Annotated in this window: 1 protein-coding gene; it reads right to left on the bottom strand. The window is 58.3% G+C overall.

Annotated elements, in window-relative coordinates; translation table 11 throughout:
* Nucleotides 1-521 (bottom strand): efflux RND transporter permease subunit (locus tag BK660_RS31760; RefSeq protein WP_148057539.1); only part of this gene is annotated, 521 nt, incomplete at both ends.

Raw genomic sequence — 521 nt, 5'->3', positions numbered from 1 at the left:
AACATCGGCACCCCGGCATTCACCGACTTCTGCCCACGCTCGGAATCCTCCACCGTGCCGCCGACATCCAGCAGATAGCCATCCGGCAACTCGGCACGAATCGAATCCAGCGTCGGCATGATCTGCTTCACCAGCGTTGCCGGCTGCTCCTTGCCATAAATATCCGCGCGCACGGTCACGTTCGGCAGGCGATTGCGGTGCCAGATAATCCCTTCCTCAAAGCCATATTCCAGCGTGGCAATCTGCGACAACGCCACACTGCGGCCGTTATCCGTCGGCACCGCCAGACTCGGCAGCAACGACAATTCAGTGCGCTCATGCACCGTGCCGCGCAGCAGAATCTCGATCAACTCATTGTCTTCGCGATACTGACTGACACTCGACCCGGTCAACGAACTCTGCAGAAATTTCGCCAGATTGGCCGTGCTCACACCCAACGCCCGGGCACGATCCTGATCGATATTCAGGTACACCACTTTGCTCGGCTCTTCCCAATCCAGATGCACATTGACCACATGCGG

The sequence above is a fragment of the Pseudomonas brassicacearum genome, assembly GCF_003732265.1.
Taxonomy (GTDB): domain Bacteria; phylum Pseudomonadota; class Gammaproteobacteria; order Pseudomonadales; family Pseudomonadaceae; genus Aquipseudomonas; species Aquipseudomonas brassicacearum_D.
Note: the sequence above shows the minus strand (reverse complement) of the source record. Positions and strands in the feature narration are given on the sequence as shown.